At 67.9% G+C, this 15735-nt stretch carries 10 protein-coding genes; 8 read left to right on the forward strand and 2 right to left on the reverse strand.

All coding sequences use genetic code 11. The annotated features are described in order from the left end of the window. Positions 1-67: 67 nt before the first annotated feature. The 8 genes from truA to serA all read left to right on the forward strand — a co-directional run bounded on the left by truA (position 68) and on the right by serA (position 9022). Positions 68-814: a tRNA pseudouridine(38-40) synthase TruA gene (truA, locus tag VGV60_08880; GenBank protein HEV8701369.1), complete on the forward strand. Its 747-nt coding sequence runs from the start codon at positions 68-70 to the stop codon at positions 812-814. After that, complete coding sequence (galE, locus tag VGV60_08885) at positions 811-1794, forward strand: UDP-glucose 4-epimerase GalE (protein HEV8701370.1); 984 nt, start codon at positions 811-813, stop codon at positions 1792-1794. Before truA ends, galE begins: the two co-directional genes overlap by 4 nt. A 356-nt stretch (positions 1795-2150) precedes the next feature. Further along, positions 2151-2978, forward strand: a complete 828-nt coding sequence (locus VGV60_08890) for an isoprenyl transferase (protein ID HEV8701371.1) — start codon at positions 2151-2153, stop codon at positions 2976-2978. A gap of 31 nt (positions 2979-3009) precedes the next feature. Continuing rightward, positions 3010-3828: a phosphatidate cytidylyltransferase gene (locus VGV60_08895; GenBank protein ID HEV8701372.1), complete on the forward strand. Its 819-nt coding sequence runs from the start codon at positions 3010-3012 to the stop codon at positions 3826-3828. Beyond that, entirely contained in the window at positions 3828-5006 is a 1179-nt protein-coding gene (locus VGV60_08900; GenBank protein ID HEV8701373.1) for a 1-deoxy-D-xylulose-5-phosphate reductoisomerase, read from the forward strand. Before VGV60_08895 ends, VGV60_08900 begins: the two co-directional genes overlap by 1 nt. Further along, a complete protein-coding gene (gene rseP, locus VGV60_08905) occupies positions 5003-6325 on the forward strand; it encodes an RIP metalloprotease RseP (GenBank protein ID HEV8701374.1) in 1323 nt (440 codons plus the stop codon). The genes VGV60_08900 and rseP overlap by 4 nt, the downstream gene beginning before the upstream one ends. 28 nt (positions 6326-6353) lie before the next feature. Then, positions 6354-7448, forward strand: a complete 1095-nt coding sequence (locus VGV60_08910; GenBank protein HEV8701375.1) for an alanine--glyoxylate aminotransferase family protein — start codon at positions 6354-6356, stop codon at positions 7446-7448. Further along, positions 7445-9022: a phosphoglycerate dehydrogenase gene (serA, locus tag VGV60_08915; GenBank protein HEV8701376.1), complete on the forward strand. Its 1578-nt coding sequence runs from the start codon at positions 7445-7447 to the stop codon at positions 9020-9022. The genes VGV60_08910 and serA overlap by 4 nt, the downstream gene beginning before the upstream one ends. A gap of 14 nt (positions 9023-9036) precedes the next feature. On the opposite strand, the gene VGV60_08920 is transcribed toward serA, so the two are convergent. Together VGV60_08920 and VGV60_08925 are read right to left on the reverse strand one after the other, a co-directional pair. Then, on the reverse strand, positions 9037-12648 hold the full coding sequence (locus VGV60_08920; protein ID HEV8701377.1) for a carboxypeptidase regulatory-like domain-containing protein: 3612 nt from the start codon (positions 12646-12648) through the stop codon (positions 9037-9039). 139 nt (positions 12649-12787) lie between these two features. Next, positions 12788-15735: hypothetical protein (locus VGV60_08925; GenBank protein ID HEV8701378.1), on the reverse strand; the 2948-nt coding region annotated here is incomplete at its 5' end.

Consider the following 15735-nt stretch of genomic DNA (forward strand, 5'->3'; position numbering starts at 1 on the left):
GATACCATAGCTCAGCGTCATGAAGGGCGTGGGATTATAGCGGCGGTTCGGGAGCGGGTCAAACCTGATGCGTAACCTCAAGATGATCGTCGCCTACGTCGGCACGCGCTACGCCGGCTGGCAGGTGCAGCCGGGGCGCCCGACGGTCCAGGGCGTGCTCGAGGATCGCATCTCCCGCATGCTGGGCGGACCGGTGCGGCTGGCCGGGGCCGGGCGCACCGACGCCGGGGTGCACGCCCACGGACAGGTGGCGAACTTCCTGACCGCGTCCCGCATCCCGGCGGCAGGGCTCGTGCGGGGCCTGAACGCCCTGCTCCCGGAGGACATCGCGGTGATGCGCGCCGAGGAGGTGCCCGAGACGTTCCACGCCCGCGCCGACGCCCGCGGCAAGGAGTACCGCTACCGCATCGTGAGCGCCGAGGTGGTGTCGCCGTTCGAGGCGCCGTTCGTCGCGACGGTGCGAGGGTGGCTCGATGCGGGGTCGATGCGCGCGGCCGCCCGGCACTTCCTCGGGACCCACGATTTCACGTCCTTCTGCCCCGTGGCGTCCCCCATCGAGAACAAGGTCCGGACGCTGCGGGTCTCGGAAGTGACGGAGGAAGGCGGGCGCGTGACGTTCCGCGTGGTGGGAGACGGCTTCCTGAGGCACATGGTGCGCACCCTGGCGGGGACGCTGATCTGGGCCGGGAGCGGGCGCCTGGACACGGCGGCGATTCCAGATATCATCGGTGGCCGCGATCGCAGGCTCGCCGGTCCGGTGGCCCCGGCGTCGGGGCTCGTCCTCGAGCAGGTCTTCTACGGGGAGGGAACGTGAGACTTCTGGTCACGGGCGGCGCCGGGTACATCGGCTCGGTCGTTGCGAGGCGGCTCCTCGAGGGCGGGCACGCGGTAACCCTGATCGACGACCTGAGCACGGGGCACCGGGAGGCGGCCGGGGCGTGCGAGTTGATCGTCGGCGATTTCGGGGACGCGAGGCTCGTGGCGGACCTCCTCGTCGCGAAGAAGATCGAGGCGGTCGTCCACCTGGCCGCCTCCTCGCTGGTCGGCGAGTCGATCGAGAATCCGTCACGCTACTACCGTAACAACCTGGTGCGATCCCTGACGCTCCTCGATGTCATGCTGGAGCGGGACGTCCGACGCGTGGTGTTCTCGTCGACGGCCGCGGTCTACGGGGAGCCGATTGCCATCCCGATGGACGAGGGTCACCCGACCCGCCCGACCAGCCCGTACGGCGAGACCAAGCTGGCGGTGGAGACCGCGCTCCGGTGGTACCACGCCGCGCACGGACTGACCTTCGTGTCGCTGCGCTACTTCAATGCCGCCGGCGCGACGCCGGACGGGACGCTCGGCGAAGCGCACGACCCGGAGACGCACCTGGTCCCCAACGTGCTCCGTGCCGCGCTCGCCTCCGAGCCGGTGCCGGTGTTCGGGACGAACTACCAGACGCCCGACGGGACCGCCGTGCGCGACTACATTCACATTCTGGATCTGGCGGACGCGCACATCCGGGCGCTGGAACTCCTCGAACGGGACGGCGGTGGCTCGGTGTTCAACCTGGGGAACGGGTCAGGGTTCTCCGTCCTGCAGGTGGTCGAGGCGGCGCGCCGCGTGACCGGCCGGTCGATCCCCGTCCGGAAGGCCCCGCGCCGTCCGGGAGACCCGGAGACCCTGGTCGCCTCCTCATCGCGGGCTCGCCAGGATCTGGGATGGAAACCGCAATTCCCCGATCTCGAGTCGATCCTGGAGACGGCCTGGAGGTTCGCGCGGGACCATCCGCGAGGGTACGGCCCGTGACGCCCGTGGCGCGACGCACCCGGTGCGAGCTCCGCGCACCGGTGCCGGCCGGTCCCGTCCGGTCGCGCGGCTCCCGCGTTTCTCACAGGGGAAACGACACCGGGCGGAGCAACGGCGCTGTGGAGTGAGCCATCCCCGGGCGCAGGTGGCGGGACGCGAAGCGGGGCGGCGATTTCGAGCCGCGCCATGCGTCTGAGCGAGGCTCCCCGTGTCCCTCGCGTGCGAGCGATGAGCCGCCCCGCTTCGCGTCCCGCCACCCGTGACTGGAGAAAACTCTCTCCGGTGCGTTGTTGCTCCGCGCGAGGGGCGTGTGTTACGATTCGACCTCATTCCGCGTGGGAGCGACGACCCCCGCCATGTCCCGTCCGGCACGAGACTTAGAGGGATTCTTCACCAAGGGATCGCCCGAGGAGCGGCTGCTGGCGCAGATCGACTTCGCCCGCCTGCCCCGGCACATCGCCATCATCATGGACGGCAACGGCCGCTGGGCCCGGACTCGCAGCCTGCCGCGGGTCGCCGGCCACCGGGCCGGAATCGCTGCCGTCAGGGACGTCGTCGAGACCTCCGCCCGGCTGGGCTGCCAGGTGCTGACGCTGTACGCGTTTTCGCTGGAGAACTGGAAGCGGCCGCGGCGTGAGGTGGACATGCTGATGGATCTCCTGCGCGAGTATCTTCGAAAGGAGCTGAACACGCTGCAGGAGAACAATATCGCCTTCAATGTCATCGGCCGGGCGGATGAGCTGGGACCGGGGATCCGGCGCGAGCTGCAGGACGGCATGGAGGCGACACGCGGCAACAGCGGTCTCCTGTTCAACATCGCGCTGTCCTATGGCGGCCGGGCGGAGATCGTCGACGCGGTGAACCGGATCCTGGCCGATCGCAGCCGGGCCGGCCCCCTGCCGAAGCCGATCGACGAGGCGGCGTTCGCGTCCTTCCTCTACACCGCCGGCCAGCCCGATCCCGATCTGCTGATCCGCACGTCCGGGGAGCTGCGCATCAGCAATTTCCTCCTGTGGCAGATCGCCTACGCGGAAATCTGGGTGACGGAGACCCTGTGGCCCGATTTCCGGAGGCGCGAGCTCCTGCAGGCGATCATCGACTATCAGAAGCGGGAGCGGCGCTACGGCCGGGTCGGCGCCGAGCCGGAGCCCGTCAGCCTGTCGCCCGACAAGGTCACGGCCTGACGCGCGGCGTGAAAGCGTCCCCGGGTCCGGCATGAAGCGCATCCTGTCGGCAGTCGTCTTCCTCCCGGTCTTCTGGGTGATCGTCAAGAAGCTCGATCCCGCGGTGTACGAGGGGCTGGTCGTCGTGGGGGCGCTCCTCGCGCTCCGGGAGCTCCACGTGCTCGCCGCGGCGCGCGGCCGGCGCTGTCACCGCCTGCTCGGAGCGGCCATGGCGCTCCTGATCATGGCCTCCTTCACGTTCCGCGTGGTCGACATCCGCTACGCCCTGGCGTTCGGCCTCATCGCCCTGCCGCTCGCGTCCCTCTGGCGCGGCGGCGAGTGGAGCCAGGCCCTGCCGGACACCAGCACCTCGTTCTTCGTCGCGACCTTCGTCGGGGTCCTGTTCGGCTACCTCATCGACCTGCGTACCATGAGCGACCTGCCGAAGGGGCAGGAGACCGGCTCGGACCTGGTCTTCCTCCTGTTCTTCGTGGTGTGGGGCAGCGATACCTCCGCCTATTACGTCGGCAGCGCGCTCGGGCGCCGGCCGCTGGCGCCGAGCGTCAGCCCGAAGAAGACGGTGGAGGGGGCGATCGGCGGGGTGCTCGGCGCGCTCGTCGCCGCGTTCGTGGCGCGCGGCTGGTTCATGAACCGCCTGACGGCCGGCGACTGCCTCGTCCTCGGGCTGGCGCTCGGGACGATCGGCATCCTGGGCGACCTGGTGGAATCGATGCTCAAGCGCGGGGCCGGACTGAAGGACAGCGCGTCCATCGTTCCGGGCCACGGGGGGATCCTCGACCGGGTGGATTCTCTCCTGTACGCCGGCCCGGTCCTCTACTACTATTATCTCTTCGCCATGAAGGCGCATTGATGGCCCAGGTCACGCGACGCGCGATATCGATTCTCGGATCGACCGGGTCGGTCGGAGTGCAGGCGCTCGATCTGATCGGGCGGTTCCCGGACCGCTTCGAGGTCGTGGCGCTGGCGGCGGGCCGGAACGCGGCGCTCCTGGCGCAGCAGATCGAAACGCACCGCCCCCGCCTAGCCGCTATCGACGACCGGGAGGGAGCGGGCGCGCTCAAGGACGCGGCGCGCCGCGCGCGGTGCGAGGTCGTGACGGGGTCGGACGGGCTGCTGGCGGCGGCGTCGTTCCCGGCGGCGGAGGTCGTCGTCGCGGCCGTCGTGGGGTCCGCCGGTTTGCCGTCCACGTATCACGCCCTGAAGGCCGGCAAATGCGTCGCCCTCGCCAACAAGGAGAGCCTGGTGATGGCCGGACCGCTCCTGCGGGAGGTCCTCCGCGAGTCGGGGGGGAGCCTCCTGCCGGTCGACAGCGAGCACTCGGCGGTGCATCAGTGCCTGCGCGGCGGGTCGACGGATGGCGTGGCGCGAATCATCCTGACCGCCTCGGGGGGGCCGTTCCGCACGACGCCCCTCGAGGAGCTGAAGACCGTGACCCCGGAGAAGGCGCTCCGCCATCCCGTGTGGGACATGGGGAAGAAGATCAGCATCGACAGCGCCACCCTGATGAACAAGGGGCTGGAGGTGATCGAGGCGCGCTGGCTGTTCGACCTGGAGCCCGACCGCCTGGAGGTCGTCCTGCATCCGCAGAGCATCGTGCACTCCATGGTGGAGATGGTCGACGGATCCGTGCTGTGCCAGATGGGCGTCCCGGACATGCGCGGGCCGATCCAGTACGCTCTCGGCTATCCCGATCGGTTCGCGGGGCCGGTGCGGGCCCCCGATTTCCCGGCCGTGGGCGTGTTGGAGTTCTTCCAGGTCGATCGCAGGCGCTATCCCTGTCTCGATCTGGCGTACTCCGCCCTGAGGACGGGCGGAACCACGCCGGCGGCCCTGAACGCCGCCAACGAGGTCGCCGTGCTGGCGTTTCTCGCGGGGCGCCTCGATTTTCCAGGCATCCCGCGCGTGGTCGAGGAGGTCCTGGAACGGCACCGCCCCGTTCCCGCGATCACTCTCGCCGGCGTCCAGGAGGCGGACGCCTGGGCACGGGGCGTGGCGGAGGAGATGGTGTCCCGGGGAGGTGAGTGTTGAGCTGGCTTCTGTCGCACGTGAGCTGGATCTGGGAGTTCGCCCTGCCCTTCGGAATCGTCCTGGGGGTGGTGGTCCTGTTCCATGAGTTCGGACACTACCTGGTGGCCAAGTGGCTGGGCGTAACGGTGGAGATCTTCTCGGTCGGTTTCGGTCCGCGGATCGGCGGCTTCCATCGCGGCGGGACCGATTACCGCGTCTCGTGGGTGCCGCTTGGCGGCTACGTGAAACTGAAGGGGGAGACCCCCGAAGAGGGGAACGCCCACGATCCGGGCGACCTCATGTCGCGCTCGCGCTTCCAGCGCTTCCTGGTCTTCGTCATGGGGGCGGTGTTCAACCTGGTGACCGCCTACGTCCTGACCGTCGTCATCCTGATGATGGGAGTGCAGGAGCCGGTCTATCCGTCGCAACCACCCGTGGTCGGCGAGATCGACCCCGAATCTCCGGCGGTCGCAGCCGGGATCCAGCCCGGGGACCGGATCCTCAGCTTCGGTGGCCGGCCGGTCGCGACCTGGAGGGACCTCGACCTGGCGATCCTGCTGAGCCCCGGCCAGACCCGGGACGTCGTCCTGGAGCGCAACGGGGAGCGCCTCACGGTGCCTCTCGAGGTCAAGGCTGACGCCAAGAACAGCATCGGCATCCAGTCGCTGTTCCCGATGACGGGCGTGATGGTGGGGGACGTGCAGCCCGCACGTCCGGCTTCCGAGGCCGGGCTCAAGCGCGGCGATCGCATCGTGTCCATCGAAGGGGTCGAGATGACCACCCTGTCCCGGGTATTCAAGGCGATCCAGGGGTCGGCCGGAAAGCCGCTCCGGTTCGTCATCGAGCGCGACGGGCGGTCGTTCGAGAAGGTGATCACTCCGGTCCGGGACGGCGACAAGGGAGTCATCGGCTTCGTGCCGACGCCCCCGATGGTCACCCGTTCGTACAGCCTGCTGCAGGCCCTGACGGGGTCCTTCACGAAGAACGTCGAGGACATCGGCGTGACCTTCCTGACGCTCAAGAAACTGGTGCTGCGCGAGCTGTCGCTGCGGACCTTTTCCGGGCCGATCGGTCTCTACCTCGCCTCGGGGGCGATGGCCCAGGAGGGGCTGGTCTATTTCCTGAGGTTCATCGCGTACGTGAGCCTGCAGCTCGGGATCATCAACCTGTTGCCGATCCCGCCCCTCGACGGCGGGCACGTGTTCACCCTCCTGATCGAGGGGACGATCCGGCGCGACCTGTCGATTCAGCTCAAGGAGCGCGTCATGCAGGCGGGGCTGGTCCTCCTCCTTCTGTTCATGGCCACCGTCATCTACCTCGACATCGCCAAGCTGTTCTGAGCCGCTGCCGGGAGCCGAACCGACGCGCATGCCCGCCGCCCACCGAGACCACAAGATCCTGTTCACCCCGGGCCCCACCGAGGTGGCTCCGGAGATCCTGCGGGAGATGGCGCGCCCGGTGATCGGCCACCGCGGGGCCGAGATGCAGGCGGTCATCCGCGACGTGGTGCCGCGCCTCCGGCCCCTGTTCGGGACGCGCGCCTCGGACATCTTCCTGACCGCGTGCTCCGCCACGGCGCTGTGGGAGGCGGCCCTCCGCAACTGCGTGGTCCGGCGCGCCCTGGTCCCGGTGTGCGGGGCGTTCTCCGAGCGCTTTCTGGAGGTGGCGGTGGCCTCCGGCATCGAGGCCGACCCGTTGCGCGTGGAGTGGGGCGGGGCGGTGCCGGCCGGGGCGGTGGCGGAGGCGCTTGCCACCGGACGCTACGACGCGGTCGCCCTGGTGCACAACGAGACGTCCACCGGCGTGACCAACCCGCTTGCCGAGATCGCCGAGGCGGTGCGCCTCCGTGGCGACGTGGCGCTCCTGGTGGACGCCGTCTCCTCCCTGGGGGGGATCCCGGTCGAGGCGGACCGGAACGGCATCGACGTCTGCCTGGCCTCGGTGCAGAAGTGCCTGGCGCTGCCGCCCGGCTTCTCGGTGTGCGCCGTGTCGCCCCGGGCCCTCGAGCGCTCGGCGCGGCGGACGGGGAAAGGGTATTACCTCGATTTCATCCGGCTGAAGGAGTTCTTCGACCGCGGACTGCCGATGGCGACTCCGTCCGTCGGCCACATCTTCGCGCTGCAGGCGCAGCTGAAGCGGATCGAGGCGGAGGGACTGGAGGGGCGCTACGCCCGGCACAGAGCCATGGCGGATCGGGCGCGCGCCTGGGCCGGCGCGCGCTTCGGCCTGTTCGCCGAGGAGGCGGCGCGCTCGAACACCGTGAGCTGCGTGACCAACACGCGCCGGATCGACGTCGCGCGTTTCGTGTCGGAACTGGCCTCCCGCGGCTTCGGCGTCAGCAACGGATACGGGCGGCTGAAGGAGCAGACCTTCCGCATCGGTCACATGGGGGATCACACCGTGGCCGGCCTCGACGACCTGCTGCGGACGATGGACGAGGTGCTGGGGGAGGACGGGGCATGAAGGTGCTCATCGCCGACAAGATCCTGCCCGTGTGCGCGGAGGTCCTGAGGCAGGCCGGCATCGAGGCGGACCACCGGCCGGGCATCTCGCGGGACGATCTCCTGCGGGCCGTGGCCGACGTCGAGGGGATCGTGGTCCGCTCGGACACGCGCATCGACGAAGACATCCTGCGCGCGGCCCCGGTGCTTCGCGTCGTGGGACGAGCCGGGGCGGGGGTGGACAACATCGACGTGCCGGCCGCCACGCGGCGCGGCATCGTGGTGATGAACGCTCCGGGCGAGAACACCATCTCGGCCGCCGAGCACACGCTGTCGCTGCTCCTGGCCCTGGCGCGGCAGATCCCGCAGGCCGATCGGTCCATGAAGGCCGGCCGCTGGGACCGCGGCCGCTTCCTGGGTGTGGAGCTGTTCGGCAAGGTCCTCGGCATCCTGGGACTCGGGAAGGTGGGACGGGAGGTGGCCTCTCGCGCCCGCGCCTTCGGCATGCAGGTGATCGGCTACGACCCGGTCCTCTCCGAGGAGGTGGCCGAGCGCCTCGGCGTCGGCCTGGTGCCTCTCGAGACGATCTACGAGCGCTCCGACTTCATCACCCTCCACCTGCCGCTCAGCGCCGGCACGCGCCACCTGATCGGTCGCCCCGAGATCGCGCGCTGCCGGCGCGGTGTGCGCATCCTGAACGTGGCGCGCGGCGGCATCGTCGACGAGGCGGCCCTGGTGGAAGGCCTCCAGTCGGGGCAGGTCGCGGGGGCCGCGCTCGACGTCTTCGAGACCGAGCCGCCGGCGCAAAGCCCGCTCCTCTCCCTCGACTCGGTGATCTTGACGCCGCACCTCGGGGCCTCGACCCAGGAGGCGCAGGAAAAAGTGGCGGTGCGGATTGCCGAGCAGATCGCGGCCTACCTGAAGGACGGCCTGGTCTCCAACGCCGTCAACGTGGAGGGGGTCGATCCGAAGCTCCTGCCGGCGCTCGAGCCCTATCGCGACCTGTGCGCCCGCCTCGGGCGGCTCCTGTCGTCCCTGGCGCACGGCCCGGTCTCGGAGGTGGTCCTGGAGTACTCCGGGGCGGTGCAGGAGTATCCCATGCGACCCCTGACGGCCTCCTTCCTGAAGGGGTTCCTGCAGCCGAAGCTGTCCGACCCCGTGAACGTGGTCAACGCGCACTTCCTGGCCAAGGACGCCGGCATTCGCGTCCTGGAGACCCGGGCCGCCGAGCCGCAGGACTTCACCGCTCTGATCTCCGCCACCCTGCGCGGGCGGGACGGGACGCGCTCCGCCGCCGGCGCGCTGTTCGGCAAGCGCGAGCCCCGCCTGGTCCGCCTCGACGAGTTCCACCTCGACGCGAACCCGGAAGGCTCGATGCTGATCGTCAGCAACGACGATCGGCCGGGCATGGTCGGCCGGATCGGCACGGCGCTGGGAGTCGCCGCCGTCAATATCGCCTACCTATCCCTGGGGCGCGACCGTTCCGGCGGCCGCGCCATCGCCATCTTCAACCTCGACTCCCCGGTCCCCGACGATCTCCTCGGCCAGATCGCCCGCATCGACGGCGTGCTCTGGGCCGAGCGCGTCATTCTGTAGTTGCGGCTCTCTTCCTAGAACTCGATCTGCACGCCGACCTGGAACCGGCGCCCGAAGCGGCGGATCGCGTCGATCTGCAGGGGGCCCTGCGGGGTGCGCGTGTCGAGCGTGGCCTGGTAGATGTCCGGCGTGGGCTCGTAGGTCAGGACGCGCAGGTCGTCGCTGTTCAGGACGTTGAAGACCTCGAAGAACAGGGCCGCCGCGGTCCGCCCGATGACCACGGCCTTGCGGGCGCGGAGGTTGATATCCAGGCTCGCGTCGTTGCGCCCGCTGTTCCGGCGCGCGGGGATGAACCGGGGTTCCTCTCCGCTCTTGATCAGCGTGTAGCCGAAACGGGTCCGGAACTGCTGATAGTCGGCGTTGTCCGAGGCGAAGAAGCGGGAGATCACGGAGTACGGCAGACCGGAGCTCCAGGTCGCGGAGGCCCCCACCTGCCAGTCCCCCGGCAGGAAGGCGGCGCCATTGAGCTTCACGACGTGCCTCTGATCGTAGTCCAGGTACCCGAATTCGAATTCGGTGGTGGAGGGATCGTTCCCGAGGCGCGACTGAAAGTCCTCGGCGGCCCCGACGGCACGCGAGTAGGCATAGGACGCCTGCAGCTCCCAGCGACGCGCCAGGCGCCGGCGCAGCTCGACCTCGATGGCGCGGTAGCGCGCCTCGTTGAAGTTTCCCACCCGCAGGATCTGGTTGAAGTAAAGGTTGTAGTTGTAAAGGTCCGGCCTCCCGTCCTTGGAGCGCGAGAACGACCACTGAAAGCTCGACGGACGAGCGAGCCTGTTGATCCGGCCGATGACATCGAGAGGCTGGCCGGTCACGGGATTGATCCTCAGGTAGTGATTGACGTCGACGTCCTGCAGCTGCTGGCGGTAGCGCCGGTCGATGAAGGTGACGGACAGCGCCACCTCGGGGGCGATCTCGCGCTCGAACCCGAGCGTCAGCTCGTCGCTGAACGGCGTCTGCAGTCCTCGATCGATCTGATTGACCGATGGGGGAGTGGTCGAGATCGGTCCGCCGATCTGCTTGTTGGGCTCGATTCGGTTGCGCAGGCGATTATTGTCGAATTTGTAGTAGCGGATCACCTGATCCGGCCCTTCCTCAGCGCTCACCGTGCTCAGGAAGAGCTTGTCGAAATAGCGTCCCCAGGTTGCGAACAGCTTGGACTTGCCGCTGGCGCCGGGGTCCCACGACAGCGAGAGCCGCGGCGCCAGATTGCTGTTGGTCAGCGTGAAGCGCTCCGGTTCCTGGGCGATGACCCCCTTCTCCGTCAGGAGGTCGGAGTCCACCTTGCCGTCGCGCATCACGTCGGGGATCAGGAAGGCGATCGCATTCGTCCCGAAATCCACGTCGGCATGATTGCGGATGAACAGGGCCGGCATCGCGCGGCGAATCGGGTCGGTGATGTCGGCGAGGTCCGGCAACTCATGATCGGGATCCGTCTGAATGGTCGGCTGAAAGAGTGGATCGCCAAGAACTCCGAGGCTTTGTATTCCATTTCCGTCTCCGATCGACAGGTCGGGCAAGTTCTTTTCGTTGCCGATGAGGGCGCCCAGCCGGTCGAAGGCCGCGCGCGCCGGGGCCGGATCGAAATAGGTGTATCCGGAGGCGTTGGCGATCTCCTGGTCGAAGCGCAGGCCCACGCCGAGGCTCAGGTTGGGCCGCGGCCTGTAACTGTCCTGCGCGTAGAACCCCGCAGTCGATCCGGTCGCCCCCTTCCGGGTTTCCCCCTGGACGGGCAACAGCGCGCTCACGATGATCGGATCGGGGCAGGGGTAGCAGGTGCCGTATCGGGGGCTGGCCGGATCGTAGTTCGCTTTGGGGTAGAGGTAGGGGGGGACATACTGCGCGACGTAGTTGCGCGTCGTGATGTCCCGGTCGAACACCTCGCGCTCCGCGGACCAGCCGGTTTTCAGATCGTGGCTCCCCTTGAAATCCGGCACGAAGATGCTCAGATCCTGCCGCAGCGTGAATCGGCGCCTGCTGTCCGTGAAATTCTGGTAGTAGGGGCCGTTGATCAGGCCCGACGCGCGATCGAGCAGATAGTCCTGGTCCCGACCCTCCGGTGTCAGGTGGCCGTAGGGATAGAGATCACCCGGCCGGGGCCGGTCGTTCAGCTTGCCGTCCTGATTGCGGTCCTCGCCCGGGTCGAGCTTGCCGTCGCAGTCGATGTCCTCGCGGTAGTGCCCCTCGCATTCACCGCCGAGCGTGCGCTCGCCATCCCCGTCGAGGTCGGTGTGGTACCAGGAGCCATTCTCGAGCCAGAACGGCTCGAAGACGTCGAAGGCTCCATCTTCGTCGTAATCCTCACCGTAATCACGCTCGTTCAATTCGGAAAAGCCGTTGCCGTTCTCGTCGTAATAGAGGATCCCGTTGCGGTTGCCGTCGGGATCGAGGTTGAGATCCTGCGACGGCCTCTCGTCGAAGGCGGAGGCGGTCGTCTCGAGCGCCACGTACGGACTCAAGACCGCCGTGGACTTGAGCGTCAGGATCGTCCCCCCCATGCGTTCGGTGTATCCGGATTCCTGGCGCGTGAAGCTGTTCAGCCCCAGGTTCAGGTATTTCTGGGGGTCGTAGTTGAGCGACAGGGACAGGCGGTTGTTCGGAGTGGCCTGCCAGGTCAGTTTGGCGAACTCCCGGAACTCCCGGGTGCCGGCCACGAAGGCGCTGTTCACCGCGTTGACCGGGTCCTCCTTCTGGATGTACTCGTGCGCCATGAAGAACCACGCCCGGTCCTTCACGATCGGCCCCTCCAGGGACAGGAACGGCGTGAAATCGTTGAACCTCAGATCCCTGAGTCCCATCTCCCCCAGGCCGCCGTGCAATCGCGCGTCGTCGATCCCGGCCCCGTCGCCGTCCAGGGCATTCCCGCGCCAGAAGAACTTGAACGTCCCCTTGAACTCGTTGCCGCCTGATTTGGTGATGATGTTGGCGAACCCTCCCTGTGCCCGGCTGAACTCCGCCGTCGCCCCGGAGGTCTTGATCTCGATCTCCTGGATCGAGTCGATGTTGAGCTGCGCGCCGATCTTGCCGGTGAGGGGGTCGGTGGTGCTGACGCCGTCCACCAGGGTGACGACGTCGGTGTCGCGGGCGCCGTGGATGTTGGGGTTGCCGTCGCCGTCGATGTCGGTGACCCCCGGCGCCAGGGACAGGATGTCCTGGTAGTTGCGCCCCAGGATCGGCAAGGCGTCGATGAACTCCGAGGTGAACCGCGTCTGCGTCGTGGTCTCGTCGAGGTCGACGACCTGCGGCCTGGCCCGCACCTCGACGCGCTCGCTCAGATTCGACTGGGGCTGCAGCACGATCCGGATCGGTGTGACTCGCCCGGCGGCCACCTCGAGGTCGGCGAATTCGACCGTCGCAAAACCGGGGAAGGTGGCCCGCACGCGGTAGTCCGGGCCCGCGGGGAGCGAGGCGACCTGGAATCCGCCCGCGCCGTCGCTGACGGCGCCCCGGGCCGGGCCGCCCAGGCTGGGACTGGACACGGTGAGCGTGACGCCGGGAAGGGGAGTGCCGGTCTCGTCCATGACGACGCCGCGAATCAGGCCGGTCGCCTGGGCGCGGACGGCCCCCGGCCAGAGGAGGAAACAGAGGGCGAGCATCCCTCCCAGGCGGATCAACGATTTAGGCATGTGGGCGTCGTGTCCCCCAGGCGGCGCAGTGCTTGCTTATATACCATCACAGCCCCATGCCCGCCACGACGAAATTCCTGCCCGCGGTCGTCCGAGGCCCGGTGTATCGCGCCGCCCGAAAGACCGGACACGCTCCGCTCTAGAACTCGATCTGCATGCCGACCTGGAACCGGCGCCCGAAGCGGCGGATGGCGTCGATCTGCAGCGGCCCCTGCGGGGTACGTGTGTCGAGCGTCACCTGGAAGATGTCGGGCGTGGGCTCGTAGGTCAGAATGCGCAGATCGTCGCTGTTCAGCACGTTGAACACCTCGAAGACGAGGGCCGCCGCGGTCCGGCCGATGACCACCGCCTTGCGGACACGGAGGTTCAGATCGAGGATCGAGTCGTTGCGCCCGCTGTTACGGCGCACGGGGATGAACCGGGGTTCCTGCCCGCTCGCGAGCAGCGTGTAGCCGAAGCGGGTCCGGTACTGCTGGTAGTCGGCGTTGTCCGAGCCGAAGAAGCGGGAGATCACGGAGTAGGGCAACCCGGAGCTCCAGGTCGCGGAAGCTCCCACCTGCCAGTCCCCCGGCAGGAAGGCGGCGCCATTGAGCTTCACGACGTGCCTCTGGTCGTAGTCGAGGTACCCGTATTCGAATTCGGTGGTGGAGGGATCGTTCCCGAGGCGCGACTGGAAGTCCTCGGCGGCCCCGACGGCACGCGAGTACGCGTAGGACGCCTGCAGCTCCCAGCGACGCGCCAGGCGTCGGCGCAGCTCGACTTCGATGGCGCGGTAGCGCGCCTCGTTGTAGTTTCCCACCCGCAGGATCTGGTTGAAGTAGAAGTTGTTGAGGTACAGATCCGGCCTGCCGTCGGGAAGGCGGAAGTACGAGGGGCCTCCTTGCCCCGGAAGGACGACCCTCTCAATTCTGCCGATGAGGTCGAGGGGCTGGCCGGTCACCGGATCGGGCCTCAGGTAATGGTTGACGTCGAGGTCCTGGAGCTGCTCGCGGTAGCGGCGGTCGATGAACGTGACCGACAGCGCCACTTCGGGGGCTATTTCACGCTCGAAGCCGAGGGTCATCTCGTCGCTGAACGGCGTCTGCAACCCGCGATCGATCTGATAGATCGACGGAGGAGAGGTCGAGATCGGAGTGCCGATCATCCTGTTGGGCTCGATCCGGTTGCGCAAGGCTCGATTGTCGAACTCGTAGTAGCGGATCACGTGGTCGGGGCCTTCCTCGCCGTCCACGGTGCTCAGGAAGAGCTTGTCGAAGAAACGTCCCCAGGTCGCGAACACCTTCGACTTGCCGGCGGCGCCGGGATCCCACGACAGGGCGAGCCGCGGCGCCAGGTTGCTGTTGCTGAGCGTGAAGCGCTCCGGCTCCTGGGCAATGACGCCATGCTCGGTCAAAAGCTCGGAGTCGACCTTGCCGTTTCGGATCACGTCGGGGATCAGGGAGGCGAGCGCGTTCGTTCCGAAGTCCACGGCGTCGTGGTTTCGGATGAACAGGTTCGGCATCGCGCGGCGAATCGGGTCGATGATGTCGGCGAGGTTCGGCAACTCATGTGTGGGGTCCGTCTGAATGGTCGGCTGAAACAGTGGATCGCCAAGAACCCCGTGGCTTTGAATTCCATTGCCGTCTCCGATCGCCAGGTCGGGCAAATTCTTTTCGTTGCCGATCAATGCGCCCAGCCGGTCGAACATCGCGCGCGCCGGTGCAGGCTCGAAGTAGGTGTACCCGGAGGTATTGGCGACCTCCTGGTCGAAGCGCAGCCCCACGCCGAAGCTCAGGTTGGGGAGCGGCTTGTAATTGTCCTGGACGTATGCCCCGGCCGTGAACCCGGTCGCGCCGTTGCGGGATTCCCCCTCGATGGGGAGAAGCGCGCTCACGATGATCGGGCCGGGGCAGATGTAGCATGAGCCGTAACGCGTGCTGGTCGGGTCGTAGTGCTCCTTGGCGTACGGGTAGGGCGTGACGTACTGCGCCACGACGCTGCGCTCGGCGACCTCCCGGTCGAACGTCTCGCGCTCCGCGGACCAGCCGGCCCTCAGGTCGTGGCTGCCCTTGAAGTCCGGCACGAAGACGCTCAGATCCTGCCGCAGCGTGAATCGGCGCCTTTCGTCCGAGAAATCCTGGTAATAGGGGCCGCTGATCTGCCCCGTGGTGCGGTCGAGGACGTACTCGTCGTCCCGGGTATCCGGGACCAGGCGCCCGTACGGGTAGAGCCCGGTCGGCCTGGGTGTGTCGTCCAGAATGCGGTTCTGGTTGCGGTCCTCGCCCGGGTCGATCGTGCCGTCGCAGTCGAGGTCCTCGCGGTAGCGGCCCTCGCATTCGTTGCCGAGGGTGCGCTCGCCGTCTCCGTCGCGATCCACGTGGATCCAGCGCCCGCCGATGATCAGGAGTGGCTCGAAGACGTCGAAGGCCCCATCCTCGTCGTAATCCTCACCGTAGTCGTGCTCTGTCAGCTCGGCGAACCCGTTGTCGTTGTCGTCATAAAAGAGGATCCCGTTGCCGTTGCCGTCGGGATCGAGGTTGAGATCCTGCGACGGCCTCCCGTCGAAGGCGGAGGCGGTCGTCTCGAGCGCCACGTAGGGACTCAAGACCGCCGTGGACTTGAGCGTCAGGATCGTGCCCCCCATGCGATCGGTGTATCCGGATTCCTGGCGCGTGAAGCTGTTCAGCCCCTGGTTCAGGTACTTCTGGGGGTCGTAGTTCAGCGACAGGGACAGGCGGTTGTTCGGGGTCACCTGCCAGGTCAGCTTGGCGAACTCCCGGAACTCCCGGACGCCGGCCACGAAGGCGCTGTTCACCGCGTTGACCGGGTCCTCCTTCTGGATGTACTCGTGCGCCATGAAGAACCACGCCCGGTCCTTCACGATCGGCCCCTCCAGGGACAGAAACGGCGTGAAATCGTTGAAGCGCAGGTCCCTGAGCCCCTTCTCCCCCACGCTGCCGTGCAGCAGCGGGTCGTCGATCCCCGCCCCGTCGCCGTCCAGGGCATTCCCGCGCCAGAAGAACTTGAACGTCCCCTTGAACTCGTTGCCGCCCGACTTGGTGGTGATGTTGGCGAAGCCCCCCTGCGCCCGGCTGAACTCCGCCGTCG

Source organism: Candidatus Polarisedimenticolia bacterium (assembly GCA_036001465.1).
Taxonomy (GTDB): domain Bacteria; phylum Acidobacteriota; class Polarisedimenticolia; order Gp22-AA2; family Gp22-AA2; genus Gp22-AA3.